General features: G+C 48.2%; 16 protein-coding genes and 1 pseudogene. 9 read left to right on the top strand and 8 right to left on the bottom strand.

Annotated elements, in window-relative coordinates; all coding sequences use genetic code 11:
- Positions 1-18 precede the first annotated feature (18 nt).
- Entirely contained in the window at positions 19-1,731 is a 1,713-nt protein-coding gene (locus EXU85_RS22060; RefSeq protein WP_142774168.1) for a hypothetical protein, read from the bottom strand.
- A 393-nt stretch (positions 1,732-2,124) separates the two neighbouring features.
- Positions 2,125-2,460: pseudogene (locus EXU85_RS35835) on the bottom strand (DNA/RNA non-specific endonuclease).
- A 226-nt stretch (positions 2,461-2,686) separates the two neighbouring features.
- On the opposite strand from EXU85_RS35835, the gene EXU85_RS22050 reads away from it, so the two are divergent.
- The 5 genes from EXU85_RS22050 to EXU85_RS35450 all read left to right on the top strand — a co-directional run bounded on the left by EXU85_RS22050 (position 2,687) and on the right by EXU85_RS35450 (position 9,856).
- The gene (locus tag EXU85_RS22050; protein WP_142774167.1) at positions 2,687-3,265 is read left to right on the top strand and encodes a hypothetical protein; all 579 of its coding nucleotides are present in this window, start codon (positions 2,687-2,689) and stop codon (positions 3,263-3,265) included.
- Between the two features lie 1,563 nt (positions 3,266-4,828).
- Entirely contained in the window at positions 4,829-8,380 is a 3,552-nt protein-coding gene (locus EXU85_RS22045; RefSeq protein WP_142774166.1) for a carboxypeptidase-like regulatory domain-containing protein, read from the top strand.
- A gap of 307 nt (positions 8,381-8,687) precedes the next feature.
- Positions 8,688-8,885 (top strand): hypothetical protein, encoded by a 198-nt coding sequence (locus tag EXU85_RS22040; protein ID WP_142774165.1) that lies wholly within the window; start codon positions 8,688-8,690, stop codon positions 8,883-8,885.
- An 88-nt stretch (positions 8,886-8,973) separates the two neighbouring features.
- Positions 8,974-9,360, top strand: coding sequence for a hypothetical protein (locus tag EXU85_RS22035; RefSeq protein ID WP_142774164.1), 387 nt, complete (start codon positions 8,974-8,976; stop codon positions 9,358-9,360).
- A 346-nt stretch (positions 9,361-9,706) separates the two neighbouring features.
- Positions 9,707-9,856 carry a hypothetical protein gene (locus EXU85_RS35450; RefSeq protein WP_168207846.1) on the top strand — a complete coding sequence of 50 codons (150 nt, stop codon included), beginning with the start codon at positions 9,707-9,709 and terminating at the stop codon, positions 9,854-9,856.
- 48 nt (positions 9,857-9,904) lie between these two features.
- Here EXU85_RS35450 and EXU85_RS22030 read toward each other — a convergent pair whose 3' ends face one another.
- Genes EXU85_RS22030 through EXU85_RS22020 form a run of 3 tightly spaced genes read right to left on the bottom strand, consistent with a single transcriptional unit; the run spans position 9,905 to position 12,667 of the window.
- A complete protein-coding gene (locus tag EXU85_RS22030) occupies positions 9,905-10,522 on the bottom strand; it encodes an LUD domain-containing protein (RefSeq protein ID WP_142774163.1) in 618 nt (205 codons plus the stop codon).
- Positions 10,523-10,535: 13 nt separating this feature from the next.
- On the bottom strand, positions 10,536-11,930 hold the full coding sequence (locus tag EXU85_RS22025) for a lactate utilization protein B (RefSeq protein ID WP_142774162.1): 1,395 nt from the start codon (positions 11,928-11,930) through the stop codon (positions 10,536-10,538).
- Complete coding sequence (locus tag EXU85_RS22020) at positions 11,930-12,667, bottom strand: (Fe-S)-binding protein (RefSeq protein ID WP_142774161.1); 738 nt, start codon at positions 12,665-12,667, stop codon at positions 11,930-11,932. Before EXU85_RS22020 ends, EXU85_RS22025 begins: the two co-directional genes overlap by 1 nt.
- Before the next feature lie 264 nt (positions 12,668-12,931).
- Here EXU85_RS22020 and EXU85_RS22015 point away from each other — a divergent pair, with 264 nt between their 5' ends.
- Positions 12,932-13,330 (top strand): T9SS type A sorting domain-containing protein, encoded by a 399-nt coding sequence (locus tag EXU85_RS22015; RefSeq protein ID WP_142774160.1) that lies wholly within the window; start codon positions 12,932-12,934, stop codon positions 13,328-13,330.
- Between the two features lie 478 nt (positions 13,331-13,808).
- Entirely contained in the window at positions 13,809-14,573 is a 765-nt protein-coding gene (locus tag EXU85_RS22010) for a response regulator (RefSeq protein WP_142774159.1), read from the top strand.
- Between the two features lie 67 nt (positions 14,574-14,640).
- Here EXU85_RS22010 and EXU85_RS22005 read toward each other — a convergent pair whose 3' ends face one another.
- On the bottom strand, positions 14,641-14,988 hold the full coding sequence (locus EXU85_RS22005; RefSeq protein ID WP_142774158.1) for a hypothetical protein: 348 nt from the start codon (positions 14,986-14,988) through the stop codon (positions 14,641-14,643).
- A 348-nt stretch (positions 14,989-15,336) separates the two neighbouring features.
- Between EXU85_RS22005 and EXU85_RS22000 the strand changes: the two genes are divergently transcribed.
- Both EXU85_RS22000 and EXU85_RS21995 read left to right on the top strand, forming a co-directional pair.
- Positions 15,337-16,458, top strand: a complete 1,122-nt coding sequence (locus tag EXU85_RS22000; protein ID WP_142774157.1) for a response regulator — start codon at positions 15,337-15,339, stop codon at positions 16,456-16,458.
- A 68-nt stretch (positions 16,459-16,526) separates the two neighbouring features.
- Positions 16,527-19,331, top strand: a complete 2,805-nt coding sequence (locus tag EXU85_RS21995; protein ID WP_142774156.1) for a PAS domain S-box protein — start codon at positions 16,527-16,529, stop codon at positions 19,329-19,331.
- 238 nt (positions 19,332-19,569) lie between these two features.
- Here EXU85_RS21995 and EXU85_RS21990 read toward each other — a convergent pair whose 3' ends face one another.
- A complete protein-coding gene (locus EXU85_RS21990; RefSeq protein WP_142774155.1) occupies positions 19,570-19,863 on the bottom strand; it encodes a putative quinol monooxygenase in 294 nt (97 codons plus the stop codon).
- A 116-nt stretch (positions 19,864-19,979) separates the two neighbouring features.
- Positions 19,980-22,637, bottom strand: coding sequence for an excinuclease ABC subunit UvrA (locus tag EXU85_RS21985; protein WP_142774154.1), 2,658 nt, complete (start codon positions 22,635-22,637; stop codon positions 19,980-19,982).
- Positions 22,638-23,220: the final 583 nt, after the last annotated feature.

Here is a 23,220-nt window from a genome sequence, read left to right as displayed (position 1 = left end):
TAACGAAATTAGAAAAACTTATAAGCCGCTGATTATTCTGGCATAGATGTTATTCGCTGAATTTCCGTCAAACGTTTTAGTCTTATCATTGGCAACATTGACTGTGATATTGGATGTGCTTCCAGAGTTAGCACTCGTACGGGTGACCGTAAAGCCTAAATTGGTAGTGGCATTTGCAGCAATAAATAGCCCTTCATTAATTGTTAAGCGAATCTGCTGATTGCTAGTATTGCTTGTTATACGCCATTCAGAATTATTCACCATGACCGGATTGTTTTCCCCGCCTGTAACATTGATAGCAGTCAGCGATGGGTCATAGGAAACGGTGAAGCCTGTAGGGACGGTGATGGTAATAGAAACGTTTCCTAAAGACGTCGGAAAGCCACCTACTTCCGCGACTGCCACGACTAGATTCACTTCGCTACCAGCAGCGGGGAAGTTAGCTTGTGGTAGCAGCAGTGTGGGGCTTAAATCCTGACCAATTACTGTTGCGCTGGCACTGGCTGTATCGCCCTCAGCGTTTGTCAAGGTAACCGAATAGATTCCTGCGGTAGTAGCCGAAATAACCGGAGTAGTAGCTCCAGTTGACCATTTGAGAGTGCCCTCGCCTACCGCTGATAGGCTGACTGAGGGGCTGGTACTGGTTAGGGTTGCCTTAGAAGGAGTTATATTAAGCGGTGGTCGGATTGTATAGATATATACCTCATCCGATGTAGTATAAAGAGCAGGTTCTCCACCGGCAAAAAAAGCCTGCTTCCCTATACTAGTAGAAGCTAAACGAAGACAGGCGCGTGGTAATTTGTCTGTAGTCCATTGGTCAGTAGCATAATCGTATATGTCTACTACATCGCTAAACGATGCAGCATATTCGCCTGGGGGTAAAAAGCCTCCACCCGCAAAAAAAGCTTTAGTTCCTGCACGGGTTGCTGATAAGCTAAATCGTATTTTAGAGAGGGTAGCCGTAGACCATACGTTAGTCGCGACATCATAGATATCAACTATGTTTGTTTGATCGCCCGAAAAGAAAACTTTCGTCCCTACACTAGTTGCAATGGGAAATCCAACTAGGTTTGGTAGCGTCCTTGTCGTCCAAAGTTCTGTGGTGGTGTCGTAGATGTCGACAACATTGGACATAACGTCATTGGCTAACTTGCCTCCGACAAAAAACACTTTAGAGCCTGCACTAGTAGCAGCCAGATTATATCGTCCCTGCGAAAGAGTCGTAGTGGTCCAAAGACCTGTAGCCGTATCATAAATATCTACTACATTAGAAAGGCCAAGTCCTCCACCAAAAAAAACTTTAGAACCTGCACTGGTAGCGGCAAAATTAGCTCTAGCTATTGAAAGGCTTGCCGTGCTCCACAAACCAGTGGCATCATCATAGATATCTACTCTATCTGAAGGTGTTAATGGATTTTGGAGGCTTCCCGTCATTCCACCAGCAAAAAATGCTTTAGATCCTGCACTAGTGGCAAGTAAATTCCATCGAGCTTGTGAGAGACTAGCCTTAGACCATGCTTGAGTAGCCACATCAAAAATCTCTACTTTGTCAGTTGACGTATAATTGTTTACCAGGCCTCCCCCAAAAAGTGCTTTACTTCCTACACTGGTAGCTGCTAGGTAGTTTCTTGGGCCTGAAAGTTTAGCCGTAGTCCATTGCGCCTGTGAGGGTAAACCAACTAGATAAGTTAATATCAACAGTACCCAACAAGAAGTCTTAACTGTGCTCATATAAAATAGGTTGCGTTTAAAATACCAAAGTAACAGGCGGAATATTATTACTATGCATCGCAAGGTTAAGGTGGGATTGTTATTAACCCTTACTAGGAGTTGACGAGCGAACACCTACTCAGGGCTCAAGCCTGATACGTTTATCCCTCGTCAACTACCTTTACGAGCTAGAGACACATTACTCAAATGTTGATCCGCTTACTAGGGTATTTTTGGGAAGTGCAAGCTTTCGGCTTAGCTTACCTGCTGGCAGCTGACTCTACAGTTGGTTACCCTACTCATCCCTGTTCAGCAGGTCGGTTGCTTCTCCACATCGACGCTAACTCGGTAACTTCCCCAAGCCCCTTTGCAGGTTGCATTCGTGTTTGGCATCTAGACGGCAATAACTCGCGTCTAAGCGCTTATTCGGTTCACGTCAGATCCTACCGGCAATACTACAATCGCCTTCCAGAGCGCAGCAGGAACGGTTAGCTTGCCACTGGCAATAGTTGTAGCCTTGCCGTTGTCCCCCTCACCACCTTTGCCCGCTGTTCCAGCAATGATGTACAGCTCGTTACACTGAGTCACGAGATTACGGCAGTAGCCTTCTAGCCTCAATCAAGATTGCCTGTTAAGTTGAGGTGCCTGCGGTACTATGTTGGTCAGAATGAAAGTCGTTTTGTTTTCTTCAGCGGTACTATCTCTATCATCTGATGGGCAGAGGTGGCCACGGTAGAAGCCAAAATTCATGTAATCCGCATGCCTGACTTGTACCAGGTAGCAGTAAATGATGATCAGGTATGAAGTTGCCGTGTATAACGAGATGCCGAATCCTTCCAGGCTGAGCTTAGGTGTTAGCTACACCAATTAGCGATGACGATCAATTGTGTTGATTGTTAATAATGTAACGCTCGATTTTGAATACGAGGAGAAAGGCTTAACTTTCATTAGCCAATTAATCTTAGTATGAATCTATATGGACTTTAATGATTTTAAAAAGCGAATAGAGCGGGTATATGCCAGTATTGGGCAAATGTCAACTGAAGACTATCAAAAGCAAATTCGTTGGAAGCCAGGTACATTTGAATTTAGTTTTGGCTCCAAAGAAAATGCGACCGACGAAAGTAAAGTCGTAAGCACTATAAGCGCTATAGCTGACTTGAAAGATAACATAAAAAACAAAATGAGCTCTGTAGGTTTGAAGCCACAACTCGTAGAAGATGAGATCAATAAATCTCTGTATCTCCAACTTATTACAGATTTAGATAATCAACAAAAACACGGTTATCCATTAACAAAATCTAAAAGATCAGGATTAGACCCACTTATAAAAAATGTAAAATCAGTTGTTTCTTTCACCGTGACCCAAAGTGATAATTTTATCAGTTTTGACCTAACAACCGGGAAGGTAACGCCCACTGGGGCAGTGGCTAAGGGTGAAATTGATGCAGAAATAACTGATAGTACAGGCAAAGTTATTTGTGATCTTGATGAGTTGATAACAACGGCAATGTCAACATGGGAAAACTTTATAGCTACCCATAAATTAGCCTAGAAACTTAACCTCATTGACTAGCCGATGAGGTTATAGGTTAGAAATATACATTCGGAGGAATTAGCAAAGGTTACCTAGGCATTTCTTCCAATCAACGACTTGTTATCTAGGTACATTATTTCATTAACTCTAATTCTAGCCTATATCAACGTATGTTATTATGGTTTTAGGAGATTTTGGTGGTTGTAACTCGACCTTTTGATAAATTTTTAACTGATTTTGCACTATATGGTTCCTATTTGTTACTTACTGCCTACTATAATGTTGATAATCAGATAGATAGGCTCTTTATTTTGTACCGGCTCCCGGTACAAAAGGCTCTAACAAGGGCAAACAAGAGAAAGTAAAAGCCACTGATAATCAGTGGCTTTTGTGTTTTTAGGGCTTTCTACTTTCTCCTGTTTCCTGGGGGGACTGTTTCGCCGGACACTTTATTTATGAAGCTTGGCCAAAACAGCCTGGTAAAATTGATTGGCAAACGCAATAAGAGTACCGTAACCTAACAACGAATGTAACCTACGGATTTAATAATACCCGTGCTCCCAAGGCTCGGCCTGCATTCGTTAACAATTCATGGCGAGTATTCCGCAAATCAAAAATACGGCGTCAATCCCCGGCTATCTTCCAGTAAACGGCTCTTAATCGACCCAAAAAGGACGCTATAGGCGTGTTTTTACGCTGATAATCAGCGTAAGGAAATGGTAATTGCCATGGTAGGTTCTCCCTGACTAACCAGCCTCAGCATATCAGCCCGCGCAGGCAGCCCCGTTAAATCCGGTGGTATACTTTCTTTCGGATGTCGGGGGTGATTTATTGTACACGAAGTTATTTAAGGTTCGTGCCCGGATTTTTAGAAATACATCAAGTTGCTGACAATGAATGTGAAACCCGGCCGGAGTTTATTAAATGGCGATTTAGTAACTCAACCAATTATATGTTTTTACGTTAGATGACTAATAGCCATGTTTTACAATTGGCAATACATATATGGGTTCTTAAAAGTTAGTCTCTTTGAGACTAACTTTTTTTATTAAAAATGATAACCATTTATTAACTATTGAGTCTTAATAGTAAATACCCATATATGTAAAGAAGCGCCTGATAAACCTATAGACGTTTTGATAATTTTGCACCATGGCAAAAAAATATCCCATTTCGTTTATTGGTAAGTCAGGCGCATTTTGCAAAAGCCAGAAACAAAGGGATTGAAGCTGGTTATTTGAATTTGGGCCGGAGTTAATGCGCTTTTTGCGAGTTCCTGCGTACTATAGTTGTAGTATCATAGAATAGAGGTTCGTTGATTTTCCACTGCTGCCAGCCAGCACGCTATACACTTTTTTCTATCCTTAGAGTTTACCTTGCCAGCGAATGGGCGAAGAGGTCCTCGATCCACTCGCATTGATCCCTAATAGTCAGGGAAGTTAGAGGTCCCAGATTAGCACACCTTTAGTAACCCCCACTCATTTATTGACTGACTATGGGCTAGTACAGCCATAGGTACTAGTACAGCCATAGGTATAAGTACGTTTCGGAGCCCTTTTTAGAGGGCTTAATTGACTACCTATGCGTTGCTCATTCTTCTTCGGCTGGATAACTGCCGTTCTACTGCTGGGGTCGACCCACCTGGCTTGTGGGCAAACGACAGCCGTACTAACCGGTACTGTAACGGATGCCACGACGGGGAAACCTATGCCGTTTGCCAATGTCTATGTGAATGGCAGCACGCGGGGGGCTGTCACCGACGAAAAAGGGGCGTTTACCCTGGCTGGAATTTCACTGGGTACGGTTGAGGTGGTTGCCTCGTTTATTGGCTATCAGCCGGACAAACGCACATACAGATTTGATAATGCGTCTCCACAAAAAGCCAGTTTTCGGCTGAAAGCAAGTGAACAAACGCTGGATGCCGTAACCGTACGGGGTAATCCGAAGCAATGGGAACGGCAGTTACGTCAGTTTAAAAAGCAACTCTTCGGAGAGCCCTTTGGCGGACAGTGTGTGCTTGTCAACAGCGAAGTTCTCCATTTCAACGAAGATAAAGATCATTTATATGCAACGGCTAGTGAGCCATTAATAATTGATAACCAGGCGCTGGGCTATCGACTGGTTTATGATTTGCAACAGTTCAGTGCAACTACATCAGGCGAGGTTTATTATGCAGGTACAGCCCGTTTTGACGAACTAAAACCCGAGAACGAACGGCAAGCCGACCGATTCCGGCGTAACCGGTTGGCTGCTTACAAAGGATCTATTCGCCATTTAATGGCTAGTCTGACTGACAATACGTTCGAACAGGCAGGCTTTCTGGTCTATCAGGAAGATATCACCAAACCAATTCCCATTGAACAGCGGTCAATTACGCTTTCCGCTGCGGTTAGCGACTATAAGCGTTTGATTCCAGTTAAGGTCTCTGCCTTGATTCAATCCGGTAAGCTATCGACCGAACGACGATTGGTTTCGCCCATGAAACTGATCGTATTCTATACGAATGCGAACTCGGGTTTTTCGCCTTATCCCGATGCTCGCTACGCCTATACGGAAATGAGACTGCCTAGTGGCCAGCTGCAAATGACCGTCGATGGGGTTATTACGATGCCTGAAGGTATGGACGTAAAAGGCTCGATGGGTAACGACCGGCTATCGACCATGTTGCCCGCCGACTGGAAGGTTAAAGGCAATGAGAAAGAGACGCTTACGAACGGCTCATTAGCCCTACAGGGGAAACTCGCGCCACCAGATGCTCGTATGGGACGTATCGCTACGGATTTCAGTGAACGATTCAAATTGTTGGCTCCCAGCTTGTTTGTGCACATCGATAAACCGGTTTACGCCACGGGCGATCGGCTCTGGATGAGTACGTACCTGCTTGATGCTGTCAATCATCAGCGGGCCGATGGCGAAACGGCTATTCATGTCGATCTACTTTCTTCGGCAGGCAAGCTTGTTCAGCACCAGTGGATACGCATCGTTGACGGACGTGGCGAAGGCAATTTTCGCCTGTCGGATACGCTCAAGACGGGAACGTATCGCCTGCGCGCCTATACCGATGAAGATGACGCCCAGCGACGCCCTGCTTTTGAACGGTCTGTGGCTATCTATAATCTGTTTCGGAACGAGGTAGCCATACATAATGATTCGGTTCCGCAGCCAGTAGATGTCCAGATTTTGCCGGAAGGTGGTTGCTGGATTTCGGGATTGCCAGCGCGGCTGGGTGTAAAAATTGTCCAGTCCAATGGTCATGGATTGTCCATCGCGGGACGTATTGTCGACGACCTGGGCGTTGAAGTCGTTCGTTTCAAGACCAATCAGCAGGGAATGACCAGCGTGTTGATGGAGCCCAAGGCACAACGGACGTATTACGCCGACCTAACGTATAACAACCAGCCGCAACACGTTCCGTTGCCCAAACCCGAACCGGAAGGGCTGTTGCTGTCGGCCGATGCGATCAGCGATACAACCCGCCTGGCATTAACCATACTGAGTTCTAACCGGGCCGTTATCGACTCCGTGTATATCCTGATTCAGCAGCACAGTCGTGTGGTCGATCAGCGAAAAATTCTCCTGCAAAATGGGGTGGCGAAGATAAACCTGCCCATGATGAGCTGGTTGCCGGGCCTTGCGCAAATCACCCTGTACGATGCCATCGCCAAACCCCAAGCCGAGCGATTAATTTATGTGCCCGAATTCATTGCGCCAGTGCGCGTGCGGATGGGTCTAAACAAAACCCGGTATCAGCCCCGCGAGCAGGCCATTCTAAGCGTCAATCTGACTGATAACGGATTACCCGCACTGGCCGCTTTATCGGCGTCGATTACCGATGTAGGTCAAGTGCCTGATGATACCGCCGATGCCACGTTGCAGGCACACTTGTTGCTAACGGGCGAGCTTCGGGGACGTGTCGAAAATCCTAACCAATACGTCATGAATCGCTCTGCCGAAACCCGTCAAGCGTTGGACGACCTATTGTTAACGCAGGGCTGGCGACGGGTCAGTGGCACACCCGAAACAGATTCACTCGGTGGCGTATCGCTCAAGGGGCGCATTTTGAATGCTCAACATCAACCTATACCCGGCGCTCAGATTATTGTGATGTCGACAAGCCCTAAGCAATCGTTCGTAAAATCGGCAGGCGCTGACGAACAGGGGCGCTTTCGACTGGCAGGCATGGCCATTACCGATACAATACAATTACTGACACGAATCGCTGATCATCGGTTAAAAAATATTCCGGCCAAAGAAGCCTTTCTGGTTCAGGAAGTGCCCGGAAAAGGATGGGAATCTAGTCAACTAACGGTTGCGACAAACTGGTCGATGTTACGGACTCAACTGGAAGCGGCTCGACTTCGGCAGGAAGCAAACGCCGATTCTTACCGCGACAAAACGGCGAAAGTGCTGAAAGAAGTGACGGTTCGAGCGCAGAAATTAGATAAAAGACCCGAGGATATTCAACAGCGCAGTTTACACAATGAAGCTGATGCCGTTATTGTGGTCGATGAGAAATCACCAGCCTACCAAAATCTATATGAAATGCTTCAGGGACGATTGGCGGGCGTGACGGTTACACGAGAAGGAGCCGCAGTACCGCGTAGCTATAAGGTGTTTATGCGGGGAGTGAGTAGTTTCAAAAGTGGCATGCAGCCCTTGTATTTGATGGATGGTATGCCCATTGAGGACCCTGATGGAACTGCTTTATTTTTCTTCAGCCCAAGTGATATTGAACGTATCGAAGTGCTGAAAAGTGCTATTACGACGGGTACATATGGGGCTCGGGGCGGAAACGGAGTTATTGCTTTTTACACAAAAAGGGCACGGTCTATGCAGGGCAGTGCGAGGCCACAGGAAGGTATGACGCCAATTCAATTCATTGGCTACCCGTCGGTACAGCGTGAGTTCTACGTCCCACGCTATACTACGGAAGTAACGACCGACTCCATTTCCGGCTCCGTCGATTACCGGGATGTTCTCTACTGGAAACCACTCATGCAAACCGACAGTCAGGGGCGAAGCCAGCTACGTTTTCCGCTATCGGACGTAGTACGCACGCTGCGCGTGGTGATCCAGGGTGTTACCGCCGATGGTCGTCCGGTACTGGGCGTTCAGGTAATCCAGGTTCAATAACCTAATGATTTGTTTTCCCCAGCTTCATTACTTACATCTCATCTATAAACAAATACCTACATTCTTCAGGCTACATGATTCGTGACAGCCAACTGTAGTGGTTCTCCAATTCCAGGGCAGTCTTCATTTGTGCAATATTATTTTGCTATATATAATATAACTATAGTATATAGCTCGTATTTTTGCCCAAAATCAACAACAAGGATGAAGTGGCCTGTCGTCTTGATGCTACACTGGTCGTAACCGATTAGTGGGTAGGCAACCAGGTACTGATTGGTCAGCCCATCTGTTTATAAATTAGAGTAGTATGGTAACTAAAAGAAAACAGTTAATTCGTGTCGTGTTTGATGTACTGGATGAGACGAATCACAACATTCAGCAAAATGGAGATCTATCCGTTGCGGCTGCGGATCCAGATGAAGCGATTGACTGGGTCTTCGCTGAAATGCAGCGTCAGTTCAACCGGCCAGACATCCGGCTTTCGCGGGTACGTATTTGCGCTTGATATGACGACTAAATCGGCCCACTCATCAGTAACTATAGGTATACAGGTTGTTTAGGATATAATTAGCTCACCATGGTAAGTTTAACCCGTGAACCAACGTATACGCTTAGACGATCTTGATATCGCACCTTACAAAGACCTGATTCAGTCACTGGCCATTCAGTGGGTTCGGGCCGAACTACCTGCCCAGGGATTAACCTATGCCGATTACCTGACGGACATCAGGATACTTCTGCTGACAACCCAGGATACGGATCGGACAACGGTTATTGTTCAGGCAGTGCTTGCTCAGGCGGCTGCGCTACATAAAACGTCGGGTTGGGTGGAGCAGGAACTCAAGTTCGAGGGAATGATCGAGGGGGCTGACCGGGTAGATTTTCTACGGCTCGATCTGCAACAGGCGGGGACCCTTGATGATGCGATGCTGGATGCCTTCAACGAACGAATGAACCGTTTTGTCAGCAGGGATGAGTAGAGTTGCTTAGCCACGAGGTTACTACCTATGAGATTTATCACTGGCTGATTGCTACCGATGAGGACTACGTCGTTATTCATTCTATTGATGATCACCCTGGGTGTTGCGCTGGCCCAACCTAAAAACGAAGTAACCCCCAGGATTTAGCTGGAATAGAACAGCTTAAACCAGCCAGGGCTAGTGGGATTACAAAGGCAGTAAAATCTGGGTTAATGACCAGGAGCTAAGGCCACCCATCTGGACAAATGCAGGCTTACACCCGCTGGATAATGAACAACCCTACACAAACGAGCCCTACGAAAATCGCCCGCCAGAGCCAGTTACGCTAAAAAAGGGCTGGAATAAAGTGCTGATCAAACTACCGATCGGCGAGTTTCGGACGGATGCCTATCGTTTAGCGAAATGGATGTTCACCTGTGTTTTTGTCAGGCAAGTAAACAATCAACTGGAAGCCATTGACGGACTGGTTTATTCGCCTGATAAAAAGAAACGGTAGCGTTGAGGGTACGGCATTTACCGGTCGGGAGTCTGATTTGGCATAGCACTAGTTTATTCGTGACGAATCCGCTTTATCCGTTGCTTTCAGAATAAAGACGGTCATCGAGATTGGGCCGTGGGCGCCCAGCACCAGCGCCTGTTCAATATCCGCCGTTTTAGAAGGCCCACCAATAAAGGCGGCAAAGCCATAATCACCCGCCCCAATTTTCTGATAGGCTTCGTGTAGGGTCGGCACAATACGTTCGGCAGGTACCACTACAACCAGATGCTGGCAAATGTAGGGGATGATTCGTTGGCCCATCCGTTGTTCGGGTAGCCATACGGCTCCGTTTTCGGCTACAGCCAACTCTGCTTCAATCACGGCTACCTCTACATCATCAAACGTATGGGGATCGGCCTCTGGCGAGAGCAGTTCAAACGAATTGCCTAACTCGGGTAAGGTAGTGATAATACGCAGTGTCCCATCAAAGTTTTCCTGAATCAGGCTTGTGATCCTGGCTAGGCTTTCAGCTAAAAAGACGGTGCCACCGATGCTGGTGAATGTATCCGCGTATGTTGAAAAAATATGCTGGTCGGTACCTTTAAAGGCACTGATACTAGGCAAAGGACTGGCTGGCGGCTGGTTCTTGATAACCGCGGCCAATATGCTTTCTCTCGTGTTCATTCAGTTTCGTTGATTAACGTTTCTCGGTGCCGTCCTTTGGCTCCTGTTTTGCATACCACTCACCAAACGATTCTTTTGGCGTATCAGGCATTTCACGTTGTTTGTACCAGGGGTTGAACTTATTGTTGACCGCAAACGGGATGTTATTCAATACCCATCGTCCCGCTTTTCCAATGGTTGTATAGGATGATGGCGATGAGAGTGTCCAGGCCATGGCTTTAATGCCCAGTACTTTTGTATTGGCGGCATAGCCTTCCTGAACAATCACTTGACGCCATTTATACAGTTGCTCATGAATGTTGATTTTTACCGGGCATACATTGGAGCAGGAGCCACAGAGCGTTGATGCGAAGGGCAAATCCGCATGCTTTTTCATGTCGAGATTCGGCGCCAGAATCGCACCGATCGGTCCAGAAACGGTGTTGTGGTAGCTGAGACCGCCACTTTTTCGGTACACGGGGCAGGTGTTCATGCAGGCACCACATCGGATGCATTTTAACGAATCCCGAAAATCGGCCCGGCCTAACTGGCGACTCCGACCATAATCGACCAGAATCAGGTGCATTTCCTGCCCTTTTCGCGGCTTTTTGAAATGGCTGGAATAAATGGTGATAGGTTGACCCGTGGCACTGCGGGCCAATAGTCGTAAGAATATACCCAGATGCTGTTTCTGGGGGATAATCTTTTCGAGCCCCATCGACGAAATCTGTACTTCGGATAAATGAGCGCCCATGTCGGCATTCCCCTCGTTGGTACACACGACGTACTCACCGGTTTCGGCCACGGCGAAGTTCACGCCCGTAAGGGCAGCCCGCCGGGTAATGAAAACTTTACGCAGGTGTCGGCGGGCAAATCGGGTCAGCGTTGTGGGATCGGATACCCCTTTTTCGGTACCCAGATGTTCATGGAAAATTTCGCCGATTTCTTCTTTTCGTTTATGAATACAGGGCAGAACGATGTGGCTCGGCGGTTCATTATCCAATTGCTGAATATATTCACCCAGATCTGAATTGATCACGTCAATTCCCCGCTCGATCAAATATTCGTTCAGATGGCATTCTTCCGTAAGCATGGATTTGCTCTTTACCATCTGTTCAATCCCTTTTTCTTTCAGAATACCATACACAATTGCATTGTGCTCTTCGGCATCGGCAGCCCAGTGAACGTTGATACCATTCTTGATAGCGTTGGCTTCAAATTCCAGTAAATAATCGTGCAGGTTGGACAGTACATTGCTTTTGATTTGGGAGGCTGCTTCCCGTAAGGCCTCCCATTCCGGTATGTTTTTGGCTGCCATGTCGCGTTTTTGCCGTATCCACCAAAGTGCTCCGTCGTGCCAGTCGACACGCTCTTCGTCTTTAATAAAGATCTCGGCTAAGGCAGCATGGTCGTTGACTAGTTTTTCCATTACAAGGTCGAGTTTAAAATTTGGGCAATATGTACGGCTTTAACGGTACTCTTGTTTCGCTGTAAAATTCCTTCGAGGTGCATCAGGCAGGAAAGGTCGACGGATGTGATGTATTCAGCCCCATGTCGTTCGTGATCAGAAACCCGGTCTTTGCCCATTTTTACCGATACGGCTTCTTCGGCCACGCAGAACGTTCCGCCGAAGCCGCAGCACTCGTCCGGGCGGTCCAGCGTAACCAGCTCCAGGCCGTCTACCATGTTTAATAACTGGACAGGTTTGGAGAAGGGTGCGGCATTTAGTTCGCTCATCTGAGCCAGATGCAGCCCGCGTAACCCGTGGCAACTCTGGTGGATACCCACTTTGTGCGGAAACCGTGCCTGTAGATTTTCCAGGTGCAGCACATCGGTCAAAAACTCAACAAGTTCATACGTTTTCGAACGGATGCTGTCTGCTCTGGCCGGATCGTTAACTGACTTGAGGTGTTCTTTTACGTGAAGCACACAACTAGCGGAAGGAGCCACGATATAGTCGAATTCCGAAAAGTTTTCTATGAAAAGGTTGCTGCACTCCTGCGTGAGGTGTTCAAAGCCTGAATTAGCCATAGGTTGGCCGCAGCAGGTTTGTTTGGGTGGATACACCACGCTTACCCCTAGCTTTTGCAGCAATTGCAGCGTAGCGATGGCTGCCTGCGGGTAAAACTGGTTTACATAGCAGGGTATAAATAGTCCGACAGTCATAGGAAAAAGTGATTGAATCAGCAGTAAGGGGCTCTTTCCTTATAAGGCGCTGGAAAGGCCGATTTACTAGAAAATAGTAGTAAGTAGTTTAAGTAAGGTGCATACGACCGTTTACTCAACCACCCTGTTTTTACTCCACTCATCCAGGGGGTCAACCGTTCCGGTAGTTTGTTATGCATAGTACCATCTATCGCCCATACCTTTGACACATCAATCGGGAAGAACCCGACTCAATTTTAACGCAAACAACAACTACATAAAGTCATGAAATCCCTCATCAAACCACTGCTCGTTGCCGTTACCCTTAGTGCCGTTACGCTTTCTACTTCCTTGGCTGCCGTTAACCCTGGTAGCCGCCCAGCAGCCGTTGCTGCCTATAAAGCCGGTATTTACTCAACCGTAGAAGGTAAACTGAACATTGCCCTTGATAAAGAAACGACGGGTAAAGTAGACATCAAACTGAAGGGTACATCCGGTAAGGTTCTATTTGTTCAACATCTGGGTAAGAACGAAAAAACAGCGCGCATTCGCTTAAATCTTAGTGAGCTGGAAGATGGTGCCTACCAGGTAGAAATCACGAACGGTGTTGATGTAACAACCCATACTGTCACGCTGTCGACCACCCAGCCCAGCGCCCCGAATCGTCTGATCGCGGTCAACTAATTTTAGATAGCCCCATACTGCAAACGCCACGCTCCTGAGTGTGGCGTTTGCAGTATGGGGCTATTGCGCTCATTCACGACTGTCTAGTTCCAGTTGCAATGGGAGGATTTTTTGGACGATTTTAATTGAAGGTAGTATCAGTGTAAGTTATTCATTTATAAAATAGTACATAGGCCATAAGTAATTCTAAATACCCTTTTATTGGACGAAAATCTCGATGATGTGGGTAGTTTTACACAAAAAGAAATAACTCACGGTCCGCCGTTCGGTCGTTTGCATTAGCAGTCAACTAAAACGTCCCAAGAATAGAGTACTTAGGGAGACGGCTTTTTTTATGACTGTCAAATGGCCCGCAGTCGGAGCGCGGACCCAGGTCTAACCATCGTCACCTCGGCCCTCTTAGTAACATACGGTTAGCTCAATTTATTTATTTATAAAAAACTATTTACTTTTGATATAATGTATATAACTACCCGTAATGGCAAAAATACTAGTAGTCGAGGATGACTTGCAGTTAAGGGAAAATATCAGTGAGCAGCTCCAATTAAGTAATCACGAAGTAAAAACCGCACCGGATGGAATCAGGGCGTTTGAATTACTACCCACTTTTCTGCCCAATCTAATCTTGTGCGATGTCATGATGCCGAATATGGACGGCATTGCATTTATCCGGGCAAAAAACCGACACGCTCTTTACCGGTCAATTCCGGTTATTTTTATAACTGCCCTAGTAACCGAACAGGATAAACTTCTGGGGTTAGAAGAAGGCGCTGTTGATTATTTGTTCAAGCCCTTCCTGCATAAAGAACTACTCCTAAAAGTTAATAATATCACCCGTAGACAAACTGAGTTAGTATTGCACCAATTAGAGCAGGCGTCCGCTCATCAGGAAACCGAAATTCAGTTCGTTAAGCGCTTTAGCGAGCTACTCGAGCAGCATGCTCGTAATCCATCCTTGACCGCCGATAAATTATCGTTGGAAATGAACATGAGTCTGTCGGCGATGCAACGGAATCTAAAGAAATATCTCCGACGGAACTTTAGTGAACTGCTAAAAGGCCACCGTCTTCGTAAGGCTGCAGCGTTTCTGTTAGAAACCGACTATAGTCTTCAGCAGATTGCCGACCGATGCGGCTTTGGTAGCCTATCTTATTTCTCATTCAGTTTCAAAGAAGCCAATGGTATGTCACCCCTGCGTTTTAGGCAGCAACACCGCCCGAAAACGGCTTTACCCAACAAATAATGCTGGCACCCAATACGCATCGAATGATCCAATGTCAACATTTAGACAGACAACTTATTTACGCTCCTTAGCTCACACCAGCCGCTTGTTCCTTTAACAGATTACCGATTTGACCGTTAAGCGTTTGCATAACCGCTATATGACTTTTCAGCAAACAGTTGATGGCCGACGGCGATTGAGTTTGCTTTGTTTGCTGATCTAATTCGGCGACAAACTGTTCAATCGTTTTGATCAAAGTGGACTGTAAACGTCGGAACTGACTAACCTCAGGAGCCGATGCAGTCGACGGGTAGGCTAGTACTAGAGAAATCAAATAATAGTTGGTATACAAAGATTCTACTTCCCGTTGCCAATCAGTTCGACTCACCATCTTATTGACATAATTTATAAATGTATTAGTCGCCGTCTTATTCATGAATTAGTGGGCGTATTAGGTTGAATGTTGACGAAAATGAGCAACCTCAAATGGCCGAAACAAAGCTAAGGCAGCGTTTTTTCGATTCTAATTCGATTTTTTTAGAATAATCACGGTAAGCTTCCTACGCATAGCGGGTGCTATTATTTTTATTGATTATACAGCTAGCTACTCAACAAGTCTATTTAGAGGTAAGGATTTGCTCACAGTCAAATCATACTACCTGTAAAGCGAAGCTTCGCTGGTTTAAGAAGACCTTACGTGTTTTTTTAAGTAAAGGCTCCGTCTTACACCTCGATCCAGGCAATACCAAACGACCCAATCCATCGTACCCTCTTTTGACCAAACATGAAAAGGCAGATATTAGTCATCGAAGATGAGTCATCTATTCGTGAGAACGTAGCCGAACTGCTGACACTACAAGGCTTTAGTGTCGATACAGCCGCCGATGGCCAGGAAGGCATAAACCGAGCCATTCAATCACAACCTGATTTGATACTTTGCGATGTCATGATGCCCGGAATGAACGGTTATCAGGTACTGGAGTCCATTCGCGCTCACCGTTCACTGAGTCACCTACCTTTCATTTTTCTCACTGCCAGAGCCGAACCCGATGACCTCCGCCAAGGTATGGTCTTAGGCGCTGATGACTACCTCATCAAACCGTTTACGAGTAAAGACTTACTAAAATCCATCGAAACCCGGTTAAAGCGTGAGCAGATTCGCAACCACCAAGTACAGGTCCAGTTGACCAACTATCTAACCAACCTGGGTCGTGTCACGATTCATGAGCATAACACACCCCTAGCCGGGATTATGGGCTTTATCGGCCTATTAAAGGAAGATTACCCTACGCTCGACTCCGCCGAGATGGAGTCTATGCTGGACCAGATGATGAGGTGTTGCTTACGGCTTAAAAGAACCCTCGAAAATGAACGTCTCACCAACTTACTTATCCACCCGCATGGCTCTGCTGAACACGACGCATTAAGCCAGGGCAACTCCTATGTATTCGATGCGCTTGTTAAAGAGGTTAAACAAACGATTGAGAAAGAGCATGAAGAGCCTGCAACCATCCTTACTACTACCGAAATGGCCCATCTACGCTTACCGCCCCACAGCCTGACCAAGATACTGGAGGAGTTGATAGACAATGCGATTAAGTTTTCGGAAAGAGGTCGTGACGTTTGTGTGTCGGGGCTGATTCGTGATGAGTGCTACCAGCTAACCATTACCAATTGGGGACGTGCGTTTAAATCCAGCGATAGTCTCCGGATTGCTCCATACACTCAGTTTGACCGCAAGTATTACGAGCAGCAGGGTTCGGGGCTGGGCTTGTTTATCGTCAAAACCCTAATCGAGATGAACCAGGGCCACTTACAGATTGATAGTAAGCCAGAGGGCCTTACGAAAGTGACGCTCCAGCTTCCACTTATGGATCGTGTTCGTTCACTGAATAAATCGGCATAAGCCCCAAAGATGAAAACAACATGGGGCCTAAAGCTTAAGCGATTGACCATTCTGTAACCTACCGTTTTATGACTTTATCAGAAACCGAGCAGCATCGCTTACAGGCGCTCATGAGCTATACTATTCTCGATAGCTTACCGGAAGCGGAATATGACGCTATAACCCAAATAGCTGCCCATATCTGTCAAACACCCATTTCACTGATTACCTTTTTGGATACTGAGCGTCAGTGGTTTAAAGCAGCCCAAGGTCTTACCCTCAAGGAGACGCCCCGGCAATATTCATTCTGTGCACACGCCCTTCAAACGCCAACCCAGCTTATGGAGGTGATGGATGCCCGTGTGGATGAACGCTTCGCCCAAAACCCATTTACGTTAAGCGACCCACCTGTTATCTTCTACGCGGGTGTCCCGCTGATTGATGAAGCTGGACAGGCACTGGGCACCTTATGTGTACTAGATCATCAGCCACGGCACCTCTCCGATCAACAGGCCACAACCCTTCAATCGTTGGCCCAGCAGGTTGTATCGCTCCTGAAACTGCGTCGGAGTCAGACCTTGCTAAGCCAGGCCAATCAGTTGCTGAACGATACTAATGCGCTATTACAGGCCGTCGTAAGTAGCTGTCCGGCAGGGCTGACCCTTTTCGAACCAGTTTATTCGAACGGGGAACTGACTGATTTTAAGTATGTTTTTACCAATGACGCCAACGCTCTTATTGCTGGACGAAGCGTCGAACAGATGACCGGCAGTACACTCAATTCCCTGTTTTCGACGGCCGTTACGGCTGGCCTGTTCGACCGTTTAAAAACGGTTCAACAAACCGGCCAACCTCTCCAGGTACAATGGCAGGTAACCGTTGAACACGGCCAGATTTGGTGTAATCTATCTATGACTCCAATCAGGGAACGAGTCCTATTATGCGTACAGGATATCTCGCAACTGAAACGAACGGAGCAGCAGCTACAGGCCCAGACCGAAAACTTAGAGCAGCATATTGCGGAGCGTACGCTTAAGATCGGGCAACTTTCGGCCTGGCAAAATGCAATTCTGGAACATGCCGGTCAGTCGATCGTTTCAACGGATATCTACGGGATCGTTCGAACGGCGAACCGGGCGATCGAACAGTTGTTAGGCTATAAACCCGAAGAATTGATCGGTTGCGTCGTTCAGATTGAACCAGGCACGCCGGAAAATCCGGTACCCCTCGTTTCGTACCAGCCCTCTTCCGACCTCCCCACATCAGAACTATTTAAAACGGCGTTGGAAACGGATGGTTTTTTTCACACCGAATGCTTAATCCTGGGTAAAAGAGGCCAACGTATCCCGGTTTTTATGACGGCCAGCACCTTAAAGGATGAGGGCGGAAAGGTGACAGGATACGTCGGGATGGCAACGGATATTTCGGCCTTGAAAGCCGCTGAAGAAAAGGCTGAAAAAACAAGTCGTGAGCTAAAGATCTTCTTTGAACGGGCGCTCGACCTCCATTGCATTACCAGCTTGGACGGGCATTTTTTAAAAGTAAATCAGGCCTGGACCGAGACGTTAGGCTATCTGGCGGAAGAAATGGAGGGGCATTACTTTCTCGAATTTATTCATCCCGACGACCGCGACGACTCGTTACAAACCTACCAGAGGCCCGTCATTGACGGTTTTGTAAACCGGTATCAGCACAAAGACGGTAGTTATCGCCTGATTCAATGGCGCGCCAAACGGTATGAGAAACTGATTTATTCTTCAGCCCGGGATATTACTGAGCGAAAAAAGGCCGAAGATGCCCTGAGGGAAAGCGAACAGCGGTTTCGGGAAATTGCCGAAAACGTGGATGAAGTTTTCTGGATTCAGTCGGCCGTTCCGTTTCAGTTGTTATATATCAATCCGGCCTATGAACGCGTTTTTGGCATGACATCCCAAAGTCTCTACGACGATCCTTACTCGTTCCTGAACGCGGTTATCCCCGAAGACCGTCCGATGGTAGAAGCGGCATTCGAACAGTATCGCCAGGGGGAGGAAATTCCCGTTCAGTACCGAGTTCAGGGAGGGGATGGCCTGATTCATTGGCTCAATGTTCGCAGTTTTGTGATGAAAGACAGTGGGGGTATTCCCCTGCGTTGCATTGGTATTGCCAGTGATATTACGGATATGAAAGAAAAGGAGCTGGTTCTTCAGCAATCGCTGATCCGGGAACAGGAGTTAAACAAGCTCAAATCCCAGTTTGTCGCAACCGCTTCCCACGAATTTCGGACGCCACTGGCAACTATTCAATCGAGCGTCGATCTGATCGGTATGTACTTAGAGCAGTCGATCCAAGGTCCGCCCCCAGCCATTAGCCGACATCTGGAAATCATCGAACGGGAGATTGCCAACTTTAGCGAGTTATTAACTGACATCCTGACGTTTGGCAAGATTGACGCCGGACGAATTCCTTTTCATCCTGAACCGGTTGATCTGGTTGCCTTAACGAACCGAGTGATCGAAACGCATTTTGCGGATCGTAAGGATAATCGGGTCGTAGATGTATTGATTGAAGGGGAACCAGAACGGGTTTCTGTAGATCAGAAGTTAATCAGCCATGTACTGGTTAATTTACTGTCAAACGCCTTTAAGTTCTCCCAAAGTAACCCGAAATTACTGATCGGCTTTGGCGCGCAACTAGTCATATCGGTTATTGATCAAGGGATTGGTATTCCTGCCGAGGAACAAGCTCACTTATTCCAGACGTTCTTTCGCGCGAAGAATGTGGTGAATATTCATGGTTCGGGTTTAGGTTTAGTGATTGTTCGCGAGTTTGTGGAACTACACGGAGGTACAATACGAATAGATAGCGTTGAACATGAGGGAACAACTGTAACATTCACCTTATTGAAAGGCTAGCCACTCCATAGGTAATCTACTATCTTATACAGACAGTATGCTTATGATAATTGTTGACAACAATTATCATAAGCATACTAGTACACGCCCCATTAATGAAGCTGAAGCACGAACGCTCATTCGTCTCAGGTAAGAGAGTATTTTTAGAATAAAACAAATGTTGCTTTATTAGTAACAGGGTAGTAACGTTCAGACTTTACTTGGCAAAGCCCGAAAATCACTACCCTGCTATAAGAAGTTACTTAACGGCAAGTAATTCAAGGTGTTCAATCACAGGGGGCGCACTCAGTAGCGCATCAGCATTGGCCAGCAACGCCTTGGCAATCTCCCCGTTCAGATGGGCTTGCCGGTCGTCTTCGGTGGCAAATGTGTCGAAAATGCCAAACGTATTCTCATTGATCTTGAAGGCATACCAACGAATGGTGCCCTCTTCCAGTTGAGCCATGCCCACGGCTTCTTTGAGAAAGTTCTCGACAGTAGCTTCTTGGCCAGGTTTTGCTTGAACGCGAGCCAGTAATGACAGTTTTTCCATGATATATGAGTTTAAAGGTTTGTAATGCGTTTGATCGTTAACAAGCGTACGACTTTGGTCCTACGTTTTGTAATACATTTAAGTCACGTGATAGGCAAATAGACTTGTGGCGTTGATTAGGGGGGACTTAGCTCTGGCTTCAGGATGTTCGCCAGGAAAGGAGCCGTGTGGCTTGCCTGACACACGGCAATCTCAGCGGGTGTGCCTGCCGCAACGATCGTGCCGCCGTGATTTCCCGCTCCGGGTCCCACGTCGATAACCCAATCACACTGGGCCACCGTACGCATATCATGCTCGACGACGATAACGGTATTGCCCGCATCAACCAGGCGGTTCAGCTGAACCAAAAGACGGTCGACATCACGCGGATGCAGGCCGGTGGTCGGCTCGTCCAACACGTAGAGGGTGGTGCCCCGTTGCGTGCGTTGCAGTTCGGTGGAGAGCTTGATGCGCTGGGCCTCCCCGCCGGAAAGCTCGGTCGCGCTTTGCCCAAGCTTGAGATAGCCCAGGCCAATATCCCGTAGCGTGTCGAGGGACCGCAACACCAACGCTTCCTGAGCAAAAAACAGGCAGGCTTCTTCAACCGTCATGCCCAGCACATCCGCAATGGATTTGCCGTTCCAGTTAATTTCCAGCGTCTTTTCGTTATAGCGTGTGCCATGACAGGTCGGACAGGGGGCATACACGCTCGGCATGAACAGCAGCTCGATGCTGACCTGGCCTTCGCCCTCACAGGTTGGGCACCGCCCTTTGGCGACGTTGAAGGAAAAACGGCCGGCATCGAAGTGTCTCCGACGGGCCTCCGGTGTGGCGGCAAAGAGTTTGCGGACCTGATCAAAAAGCCCGGTATAGGTGGCCAGGTTGGAGCGTGGGGTTCGTCCGATTGGTTTTTGATCCACCTCAATCAGGCGCTGGATGGCCTTGACATTGCCCCCCAGTTGACCAATGGTTTTTTCGGTGGGGGTATTTTCCAGCGTATCTTCCTCAGCCTCTTCCCGTCTCATTCCCAGATGCGCTGCCACCAGATCCAGCAGAGACTGGCTCACCAGGCTGGATTTGCCCGAGCCCGAGACACCGGTCACGGCAGTAAAGCAACCCAACGGAAACGAAACGGTCACCCCCTGAAGATTATTTCGTCGGACTCCTTCCAGACGTAGCCAGCCTTGAGGGGGACGGTTGGGGGGCGCCAGCCGGGCTGTTTCCTCAAACAGGTAGGGCCGGGTGCGGGACTCGCTGACCTGCCTAAGGCCTTGTGGTTCTCCACTGTAGAGAATGCGCCCGCCCGCGCTGCCTGCTTCAGGGCCAACATCAACGAGCCAATCGGCACGGCGCATCAACTCAACGTCATGTTCGACCACGAAGAGCGAGTTACCCGACGCTTTGAGCCTGTCCAGGGCGTCGAAGAGCGCGTGGCCATCGGCCGGGTGCAGCCCGGCTGTCGGCTCGTCCAGCACATAGATGACCCCAAAAAGCTGGGAGGAAAGTTGGGTGGCCAGCCGCAGCCGCTGTAACTCACCGGATGAGCAGGTGGGCGTACTGCGGTCAAGCGACAGATAACCCAGGCCCAACTCAATGAGCGTTGTCAGGCGATCCAGCAGATCACCGCACAGGCGCTCGGCAGCGATGCGCTTTTCCGGCGAGAGATCATCGGTACGGCGCACATCAGGGGCACCCTTGTGCGCTGAGCCACCGGCCTGCACACGAGTATCCAGCGCAGCTTTGGCCGCCTGGCGACTCACCAGCGACGTTGACGAATTCCTGTCGGCGGCAAACTCACCATTCGCGGCAGGCTTGATGACGTCTGCTAGTTGGTCCAAGGAGAGATGCGAAAGATCAGCGATGTCGTAACCGGCGAAGGTAACCGAAAGGGCCTCGGGCTTTAAGCGCTTGCCCTGGCATACCGGGCAGGGGCTACTGATCATAAACTGCAACACGCGTTTGCGCATGGCGGCACTGTCGGTATGGGCCAGCGTGTGCTCCAGATTTCGTTTGGCGCTGCTGAAGGTTCCCTGATAGCTCGGTTCCATCTTCAGTCGCTGAGCCTGACGCGTTTGGGCCGGGGTGAGGCCCGCATAGACGGGAACCGTCGGCTGCTCGTCCGTAAAGAGAATCCACTGTCGGTCTTTTTTGGGCAGGTCTTTCCAGGGTATGTCGATGTCATAGCCCAGCGAGACTAAAATATCGCGCAGGTTCTGACCGCCCCAGGCCGTGGGCCAAGCAGCAATGGCCCGCTGGCGAATGGTCAGCGACGGATCGGGAACCATCGACGCTTCGGTCATGGTATGCACGCGGCCCATGCCATGACAACGGGGACAAGCCCCCTGGGGGGTGTTGAAGGAAAAATCCTCAGCATAGAGCATCGTCTGCCGGGGGGGGTACGTACCCACGCGCGAGTAGAGCATACGCACCAGGCTCGAGAGTGTCGTCAGACTACCTACCGTTGAGCGGGCATTGGGCGTGCCGCGTTGCTGCTGGAGGGCAACGGCGGGTGGCAGGCCGTCAATGGCATCGACATCCGGCACGCCGACCTGATCGATGAGCCGTCTGGCATAGGGGGAAACCGATTCAAGATAGCGTCGCTGTGCTTCGGCATAGAGGGTGCCGAAAGCCAGGGACGACTTGCCCGAGCCAGAAACACCGCTGAAAACCACCAGCTGATTGCGTGGTATGGAGACGTCGATATTTTTGAGGTTGTGCTCACGAGCCCCCCGCACGCGGACAAATCCGGATGTTGTTTTATCGTCCTGGTCGTTGGCGTTTGTTCGTCGAGCCATGGGAAAAGAAGCTACTTGGCGAGGTTGCTATAAACTATCAACGTGTTCGCTTTTTCGTTAACCGCGGGAATAAACTTGCTACTTTTTGCTGGATAGTATAGTAAACCCAAGCGGTTCGCCAGTTTGTCAGCAGCGCTTGGCATTGGGCGACCAGAAAGGAAGCGAGTCGGCCTAGCAGAGCTGACTCTGAATGGGTAAAAGATATCATGGTTGAGCAGGTAAGATCTCTACGTCCGGCAGGAGCGGTCCGTCCGGAGGAAATGATCCCAACTGGGCAACCAGGCTAAGGAAACGTATACGAAAAACCGTTATTCGGTCTATAGGGTAACACTTGTTTAAGGTTATTGTTTAGAAAAACCGCGGAGAATAGCACCAATTGCTATTGCAGTTTTTAGATAATTTCGTACTACCCTCAAGCTATCGATTGCGCCTAGCCACAGGAGTAGTCACGGCTTCGCTATACGGCTCTTTTTCTGATAACATACCGTAGCGACCGGTACGCCAGAGCGAGACCGCAGCTCATGGTAGAAACAGATTCGTATCCTATTGAGAGATAGTTGAGATAGGATGTTTAGAACAGTAT

The organism is Spirosoma sp. KCTC 42546, from assembly GCF_006965485.1.
Lineage (GTDB): Bacteria > Bacteroidota > Bacteroidia > Cytophagales > Spirosomataceae > Spirosoma.
The sequence above is the reverse complement of the archived record's forward strand: the minus strand, read 5'-3'. Positions and strand labels throughout refer to the sequence as shown.

Excerpts from the sequence above, each read along its gene's own strand:
- EXU85_RS22060 (WP_142774168.1), bottom strand. The coding sequence starts at position 1,731 with ATGAGCACAGTTAAGACTTCTTGTTGGGTACTGTTGATATTAACTTAT.
- EXU85_RS22000 (WP_142774157.1), top strand. The coding sequence starts at position 15,337 with ATGAAAAGGCAGATATTAGTCATCGAAGATGAGTCATCTATTCGTGAG.
- EXU85_RS22005 (WP_142774158.1), bottom strand. The coding sequence starts at position 14,988 with ATGAATAAGACGGCGACTAATACATTTATAAATTATGTCAATAAGATG.
- EXU85_RS21985 (WP_142774154.1), bottom strand. The coding sequence starts at position 22,637 with ATGGCTCGACGAACAAACGCCAACGACCAGGACGATAAAACAACATCC.
- EXU85_RS22015 (WP_142774160.1), top strand. The coding sequence starts at position 12,932 with ATGAAATCCCTCATCAAACCACTGCTCGTTGCCGTTACCCTTAGTGCC.
- EXU85_RS21990 (WP_142774155.1), bottom strand. The coding sequence starts at position 19,863 with ATGGAAAAACTGTCATTACTGGCTCGCGTTCAAGCAAAACCTGGCCAA.
- EXU85_RS22050 (WP_142774167.1), top strand. The coding sequence starts at position 2,687 with ATGGACTTTAATGATTTTAAAAAGCGAATAGAGCGGGTATATGCCAGT.
- EXU85_RS21995 (WP_142774156.1), top strand. The coding sequence starts at position 16,527 with ATGACTTTATCAGAAACCGAGCAGCATCGCTTACAGGCGCTCATGAGC.
- EXU85_RS22010 (WP_142774159.1), top strand. The coding sequence starts at position 13,809 with ATGGCAAAAATACTAGTAGTCGAGGATGACTTGCAGTTAAGGGAAAAT.
- EXU85_RS22020 (WP_142774161.1), bottom strand. The coding sequence starts at position 12,667 with ATGACTGTCGGACTATTTATACCCTGCTATGTAAACCAGTTTTACCCG.
- EXU85_RS22025 (WP_142774162.1), bottom strand. The coding sequence starts at position 11,930 with ATGGAAAAACTAGTCAACGACCATGCTGCCTTAGCCGAGATCTTTATT.
- EXU85_RS22030 (WP_142774163.1), bottom strand. The coding sequence starts at position 10,522 with ATGAACACGAGAGAAAGCATATTGGCCGCGGTTATCAAGAACCAGCCG.
- EXU85_RS22040 (WP_142774165.1), top strand. The coding sequence starts at position 8,688 with ATGGTAACTAAAAGAAAACAGTTAATTCGTGTCGTGTTTGATGTACTG.
- EXU85_RS22045 (WP_142774166.1), top strand. The coding sequence starts at position 4,829 with ATGCGTTGCTCATTCTTCTTCGGCTGGATAACTGCCGTTCTACTGCTG.